The organism is Massilia sp. 01N417, from assembly GCF_056399645.1.
Map to the genome: position 1 here is coordinate 151,244 of NZ_JBFTRS010000015.1, position 6,221 is coordinate 157,464.

The 6,221-nt window shown below is 64.3% G+C and carries 8 protein-coding genes; 5 read left to right on the forward strand and 3 right to left on the reverse strand.

Features of this window, described 5'->3' with window-relative positions; all coding sequences use genetic code 11:
* Positions 1 to 7 precede the first annotated feature (7 nt).
* The 5 genes from AC1DOQ_RS17010 (at position 8) to arsH (ending at position 3,160) form a co-directional block, all read left to right on the forward strand.
* Positions 8 to 586 (forward strand): superoxide dismutase, encoded by a 579-nt coding sequence (locus tag AC1DOQ_RS17010; RefSeq protein ID WP_442124304.1) that lies wholly within the window; start codon positions 8 to 10, stop codon positions 584 to 586.
* 229 nt (positions 587 to 815) lie between these two features.
* Positions 816 to 1,160 (forward strand): ArsR/SmtB family transcription factor, encoded by a 345-nt coding sequence (locus AC1DOQ_RS17015; RefSeq protein WP_477366638.1) that lies wholly within the window; start codon positions 816 to 818, stop codon positions 1,158 to 1,160.
* 40 nt (positions 1,161 to 1,200) lie between these two features.
* Complete coding sequence (locus AC1DOQ_RS17020) at positions 1,201 to 1,680, forward strand: arsenate reductase ArsC (RefSeq protein ID WP_477366641.1); 480 nt, start codon at positions 1,201 to 1,203, stop codon at positions 1,678 to 1,680.
* A gap of 30 nt (positions 1,681 to 1,710) precedes the next feature.
* Positions 1,711 to 2,448: an aquaporin gene (locus AC1DOQ_RS17025; protein ID WP_477366644.1), complete on the forward strand. Its 738-nt coding sequence runs from the start codon at positions 1,711 to 1,713 to the stop codon at positions 2,446 to 2,448.
* Positions 2,441 to 3,160 carry an arsenical resistance protein ArsH gene (arsH, locus tag AC1DOQ_RS17030; RefSeq protein WP_477366647.1) on the forward strand — a complete coding sequence of 240 codons (720 nt, stop codon included), beginning with the start codon at positions 2,441 to 2,443 and terminating at the stop codon, positions 3,158 to 3,160. Before AC1DOQ_RS17025 ends, arsH begins: the two co-directional genes overlap by 8 nt.
* 43 nt (positions 3,161 to 3,203) lie before the next feature.
* Here the strand turns inward: arsH and AC1DOQ_RS17035 are convergent, their stop codons facing one another.
* The 3 genes from AC1DOQ_RS17035 to AC1DOQ_RS17045 form a co-directional block, all read right to left on the reverse strand.
* Positions 3,204 to 3,401 (reverse strand): heavy-metal-associated domain-containing protein, encoded by a 198-nt coding sequence (locus tag AC1DOQ_RS17035; protein ID WP_477366650.1) that lies wholly within the window; start codon positions 3,399 to 3,401, stop codon positions 3,204 to 3,206.
* 57 nt (positions 3,402 to 3,458) lie between these two features.
* Complete coding sequence (locus AC1DOQ_RS17040; RefSeq protein WP_477366653.1) at positions 3,459 to 5,690, reverse strand: heparinase II/III domain-containing protein; 2,232 nt, start codon at positions 5,688 to 5,690, stop codon at positions 3,459 to 3,461.
* Positions 5,691 to 5,796: 106 nt separating this feature from the next.
* Positions 5,797 to 6,221, reverse strand: a 425-nt coding sequence (locus AC1DOQ_RS17045; RefSeq protein ID WP_477366655.1) for an IS1595 family transposase, incomplete at its 5' end; no start/stop codon positions are given.

Sequence of the window (6,221 nt, forward strand, 5' to 3'; positions counted from 1 at the left end):
ATAAGACATGGAACATACTCTGCCGCCGCTGCCGTACGCCAAGGATGCCCTCCAGCCGACCATGTCGGCTGAAACCCTGGAATTCCACTATGGCAAGCACCACCAGGCCTACGTGACCAACCTGAACAACCTGATCAAGGGCACCGAGTTCGAAAACCTGTCCCTGGAAGAAATCATCAAGAAATCGCAGGGCGGCGTGTTCAACAATTCCGCCCAGGTGTGGAACCATACCTTCTTCTGGAACTGCATGGCCCCGAACGCCGGCGGCGCCCCGACCGGTCCGGTCGCCGACGCGATCAACGCCAAGTGGGGTTCCTTCGACAAGTTCAAGGAAGAGTTCCAGAAGTCGGCCGTCGGCAACTTCGGTTCGGGCTGGACCTGGCTGGTCAAGAAGCCGGACGGCACCGTCGACATCGTCAACACCTCGAACGCCGGCACCCCGCTGACCACCGAGAACAAGGCCCTGCTGACCGTCGACGTCTGGGAGCACGCCTACTACATCGACTACCGCAACGCCCGTCCGAAGTTCGTCGAGTCGTGGTGGAACATCGTCAACTGGGACTTCGTGAACAAGAACTTCGCGTAATCCAGGCAGTACTGTTTCGTCATCATCAAGTATTCATGGCCCGCCTCGTGCGGGCCATGTCTTTTTGAGCGTCACTCCGGCTCAGCCTTGGGCTGCTTCGCGCAAACGTCTGGCAGCGCCACCGCTGCCATGGCGCATTCCTTTGCAGTCGACCCGGGCTCTACTCGACGTTGCGGACTCACCAACAATTCGACTATACTCGAAATATCGAATTAAAGGATGGATATCCATGGAGAACAAGGATGCAGTGGCAGCGCTGGCCGCGCTCGCACAGGAATCGCGGCTGGCGACTTTCCGGCTTCTTGTGGAGGCTGGGCCCAACGGGCTTGCCGCGAGCAGGATTGCCGAAGCACTTGGCATGCCGCCCTCTTCGCTCTCGTTCCACCTGAAAGAATTATCCAACGCGAATCTCATCCTGTCGCGCCAGGAAGGCCGGTTCGTCATCTATGCCGCGCAGTTCGGCACGATGAACGCACTGCTTGGTTTCCTCACCGAGAACTGCTGCGGCGGCAATCCTTGCTCCTCAACCGGCAGCCCGGCCTGCGAACCGGGCACATCCTCTTGCGCCTCGTGAGCGACGGCCGATCAATTCATTTCCGACTCCGCGACCTGACGTGAACCTACTTTTCCTCTGCACCGGCAACTCCTGCCGCTCGCTCATCAGCGAAGCCGTCTTCAACCACTTGGCGCCCGCCGGCTGGCATGCCATCAGCGCCGGCAGTCAGCCGACCGGCAAGCTGAACGAGCGGGCGCTGGCCCTGCTGGCCAGCAAAGGCATTCCGACCGAGGGCTACTACAGCAAGTCCTGGGACAAGCTGCCCGTGACACCGGACATCGTGGTGACTGTCTGCGGCAGTGCCGCAGCTGAAACCTGCCCGGCATATCTTGGCCCGGTCTTGCGCACGCACTGGGGTGTGGACGACCCAAGCCATGTTGTCGGCACCGACGACGAAATCCATGCCGCCTTCGAGCAGGCCTACGCGACCCTGCGAACGCGGATCGAGGCTTTCCTGGCCCTGCCGCTGGAAGAACTCAAAAACGACAAAGCGCTTTTGAAGGCGGAGCTGGATCGCATCGGCTGCCTGTCCGCGTGATGTCCTGAAGACTGACGGAGGAATCGAGCAATGACATTTGCCAGACGAATCGTCGCCGAAGGCCTCGGCACGGCGCTCCTGCTGGCCGTGGTGGTCGGCTCGGCCATCATGGCCGAGCGTCTGGCCGGCGGCAATGTTGCGATCGCACTGATGGCCAACGCGATCGCGACCGGCACCGGTCTCGTGGCCCTGATCCTGATGTTCGGGACCATCTCGGGCGCACACTTCAACCCGCTTGTCACGCTGTCGGAAGCGTGGCAGAAGAACCTGCCGGTAGCCGACGTCATCCCTTACATCGTTGTGCAGATCGCCGGCGCCTTTGCCGGCGTGGCGGCGGCACACCTGATGTTCGACGTCCCGGTATTCGTCGCGTCGGAACACGCACGCACCGGCGCCGCGCAGTGGTGGAGCGAATTCGTCGCCAGCTTCGGCCTGATTGCAGTGATCATCGGCTGCTCGCGCAGCCGGCCGGCCGTGACGCCGTTCGCGGTCGCCGCCTACATCACGGCCGCCTACTGGTTCACCTCGTCGTCCTCGTTCGCCAACCCCGCGCTCACCCTGGCCCGCTGCGCCACCAATACCGTCGCCGGCATCCGTCCCTCCGATGCCCCCGGATTCATTCTGGCGCAGCTTCTCGGTGCCGCCGCCGCGACGCCACTGTTCTGCTGGCTGTACCCGGCGGCGCATCGCGATGCGACGGTGGCCGGTACCGTGGCGCAGAGCGACTTCGCTGTTATGGAAGAGAACCCGGAGATCAAACATGGTTGAGCCGTTATCGAATCTCCCCAACATCAAGCCGGAACTGCTGGACTTGCCCACGGCCGGGAAGCTGGAGCCGACCGGCGACCTGAACCACCCGCCGCGCATCCTGATGCTGTACGGCTCCCTGCGCGAACGCTCCTTCAGCCGCTTCCTCACCTGGGAGGCGGCACGTATCCTCGAACACTTCGGCGCCGAGGTAAAAATCTTCGATCCGATGGAGCTGCCGATGGTCGGCAGCGTGGCGGACACGCACCCGAAGGTGGTCGAGCTGCGCGAGCTGTGCCTGTGGTCGGAAGGCCAGGTATGGTGCAGCCCGGAGCGGCATGGCGCGATCACGGCGGTGATGAAGAACCAGATCGACTGGATTCCGCTGGAGATGGGCGCGATCCGGCCGAGCCAGGGGCGTACCCTGGCGGTGATGCAGGTCTGCGGCGGCTCGCAGTCGTTCAACGTGGTGAACACCTTGCGCCTGCTGGGACGCTGGATGCGCATGTTCACGATACCGAACCAGTCGTCGGTGCCGATGGCGTACAAGGAATTCGACGACGCGGGGCGGATGCGCCCTTCGGCCTACTATGACCGCGTGGTCGACGTCATGGAAGAACTCTACAAGATGACGCTGCTGATGCGTGGCCGCACCGATTACCTGACCGACCGCTACAGCGAACGCAACGAGCGCGCACGCAAGGCGATCGACCGGCAGATCGAAAAATTGTAGGCCCCGCCACCCGCGGCCCCGCCAACCGAAGCCGGTTTCCGAATCAGCCGACGGGTGCAAGCGCCTGCAAATACGCCACTGCACGCTCAATGGTACGTAGATCGTCATGGCGTCCGACGACGACCCGGCCGCTTCGAAGATCGACCTTGACCTCCAGCGCCGGATCGATCTTCCGGATCGCCGTCTTCAGACGATAAACACAGAACACGCAGCGCAAGCCCGGCACGGGATACTCGACCATGATCGCTCCAAAGAGATGAACAGGGGATCGAGCGTAATCCTTCCAATAATGGCAAGGTCAATCGAATTCGAAAGCCTGCCCGCCAACCGTCACCAGGCGCCGCTGCCCCTCGCTCTTGACCGTCACCGTCGGCCGCTTGCAGCCGACATCCAGCAGCACCAGGAATTCCGCCACCGAACCGCCATCGTTCTTCAGGTAGAAGGCGCCATGGTCTTCCGTTACTCCTTTCTTCGGCCGCGGTCCGTCCCACCTGGCGAATGGGGCGTCGCCGTTCAGGTCGCGCAGGCAGACCGATTGGCGGCCCGAGCCGATCTTCACGCTGGACGGGCTCTCGATCTTCATGAGGACCGGCGCGTGCACGTTGAACTCGTAGGTGTGCGGCGTCTTCGCCGACAGCTTGTCGCGCACCACGAAGGCGTTCGGGCCATGCAGGTACACGACCTGGCGCCTGGCCTGGGTCAGCCGGCCGCCATAGGCCGGCGTCGCGTCGCCCTCCGCGTAGTCGTGGTCCGGCTTCACGGAGAACGCGGTGATGCGGCCGTTGTGCTGCAGCGGCTCGCGGTAGCCGTCCACCAGCTGGCCCTTGCCGCCGTCGAAGGTGATGGCGTTCTGCGACCTGGTCTGGCGGTACCAGTCGGTCCATTGCGGCGAGCCGTACCAGTCGTACCAGCCGGCCTTGACCAATAGCGGCTTGCCCGCCACCGTCAGCAACAGGCCGTTCTGGTCGCCGTGGCTGTGGTTGAACGAACCGTAGGGGCTGGACTTGAAGTAAAACGAGGCATCGCCGCTCGAGCCGATGTCCTTGTGCATCGCCACCCAGCCGATGCTCGGGAACCCGGCCGCGTTATCCGGCGGGATCTTGCGCCGGGTACCGGTCACGGGCATCGGGTAAGGCCCCTCGAGCGTGGACAGCGCATCCTCGTTGGCCTTGACCTTGCCCGCATACCAGGCGGCGCGCGGCGACACCATGCGGTTCGCCAGCGCGCGCAGCACGCGGAAATCGGGTTTGGTTTCGGAGCCGTCGCCGAAGGCATGCACGGCAGCGCCCGGCGGCACGAATTCGATGAGGAAGTTCATGAAACCCACCGTCCACGGCTTGGCGTACAGGTTCACGCCGGTCGCCTGCAGAATCGGATCCCACAGCGCGACCAGGTAGCCGGCCGTGTATTCGGCGTAGGCGGTGCCGTTGGCGTAGCCGCCTTCCTGGTCCGACCAGGGTTCCGGCGTGGCGGCATGGGCGCGGAAGCTGAAGTCGAACCACTGCCGGGCGTCCGGGATGTCGCCCAGCGCCAGGGTCGAGATCAGCGCCATATAGCCTTGCAAGGTCGTCGCGTGTGGATCGAAAGGGTGCTGGTCCAGGCGTCCGCGGTCGGCGGCCAGGTCCTTGAACATCTCGGCGCCGCGCACGCTCACGGTCTTCAGCCACTTCGCCTTGCGGCCGGCGTCCAGGTCGCCGGCCAGCAGGTCGATCGCTTTTACCAGCGAGAGCGCGATCTGGCGCGTCGCCTGGTCCTGGTTGGCATAGCTGGTCGGGCCCGCGGGGTCCAGCGCGGCCAGCTGGTCGCCGCGCTTGAACGCCTCGTTCAGGTAAGCCGGTTCCTTCTTCAGACGCCACAGGATGGCCGCCGATTCCAGCTGGCGTGAGGCCTCGTCGATGCGGTTCGCGACTTCCCTCTGCTGGGCTGCCATCGCTGCCGTCAATGGCGCAGCGATCACGAGCGGCCATTTCTCGTCATCCAGGTCGGGCAGCGCCCCGGTCTGCAGCCTGACCACGTTGACCAGGCGGCTCAGGTAAGGGTCCAGGTCCTTCTTCTTCGAGGCGCTCCAGGCGGCGTAGGGCGTGAACGACGATGGCAGCGAACGCGGCCGGGCCTTCGCCAGGATACGCGCGCGCAGCGCGGCATTGTCCGGCACCTCGAACGTGGTCGACTTGCCGGTGATCGAAAAGGTCCGCGGCGCCGACCAGTCGTTCGAGCCGGACGGGCGCACGCGCCAGCTGTAGTTGCCCGGCGCCAGGGACTTGGCCGGCAGGTACCAGTTGCGTTCGACGGTCGCCCCGAGCGGCGAACCGCCCTCCGGCCTGATCTGGATCTCGTAGCGGGCCGCGCCGCCGGGGTAACGGGCCCAGCTGAAGGTGGGCGGGTTCTGCAACTGGACTTCGCTGTTCGACGGCTTGGTCTGCACGACCAGCGGATCGGCCGATTGCGCCCAGTCGGCCTGTGCGCTGAGCGGCCACAGCAGCGGCATGCAGGCCGCCGCAAGGGCTATTCCTTTCCAGTGCAATGTCATGCGGATGCTCCCGTGAATGGGAACCATGATCCTGGCGCACGACCTTTTCGACTGTGCGCCAGTTAGCGGTACCGGCGAGCGGACTTTTTCATTGGCGCTGTTCGCGCTAAGTGTTGAACCTGCCGAGCGCCGCTCTCAAAAACATATCCGGGCTGGCAATGCGCTGTCCATCCAGCGCCCAGCGCCAGCCGAAGTAATGGCCCAGATAACGGCTGGCAACGCCGCGGAAAGGCAGCAGCCAGGCGCGCATCCTGCTGTGATACGCGTTCACGTTCTGGATGTGCAGCGCACCGCGCCTTCGTTCGCCGGCGCTCGCGTTGATGGCCTCATGTGAGATCCCGAGCTCCCGCGCGAATGCCGGATAGGCGGCGTGGCTATCGGTCACCAGCAGCACGTCACGCTCAAGGCGCGGCCCCAGGTGTTGCAATAGCTGCCGCTTGCTCACGCTGCCCTTGCCGGTCACGGCGTCGATGGTCTGGCCGCTGCGATCGCGTGCGACCAGGATGCACACCTGCTCGTTCGAGATCCCAC

Excerpts from the sequence above, each read along its gene's own strand:
- AC1DOQ_RS17010 (WP_442124304.1), top strand. The coding sequence starts at position 8 with ATGGAACATACTCTGCCGCCGCTGCCGTACGCCAAGGATGCCCTCCAG.
- AC1DOQ_RS17015 (WP_477366638.1), top strand. The coding sequence starts at position 816 with ATGGAGAACAAGGATGCAGTGGCAGCGCTGGCCGCGCTCGCACAGGAA.
- arsH (WP_477366647.1), top strand. The coding sequence starts at position 2,441 with ATGGTTGAGCCGTTATCGAATCTCCCCAACATCAAGCCGGAACTGCTG.
- AC1DOQ_RS17025 (WP_477366644.1), top strand. The coding sequence starts at position 1,711 with ATGACATTTGCCAGACGAATCGTCGCCGAAGGCCTCGGCACGGCGCTC.
- AC1DOQ_RS17035 (WP_477366650.1), bottom strand. The coding sequence starts at position 3,401 with ATGGTCGAGTATCCCGTGCCGGGCTTGCGCTGCGTGTTCTGTGTTTAT.
- AC1DOQ_RS17040 (WP_477366653.1), bottom strand. The coding sequence starts at position 5,690 with ATGACATTGCACTGGAAAGGAATAGCCCTTGCGGCGGCCTGCATGCCG.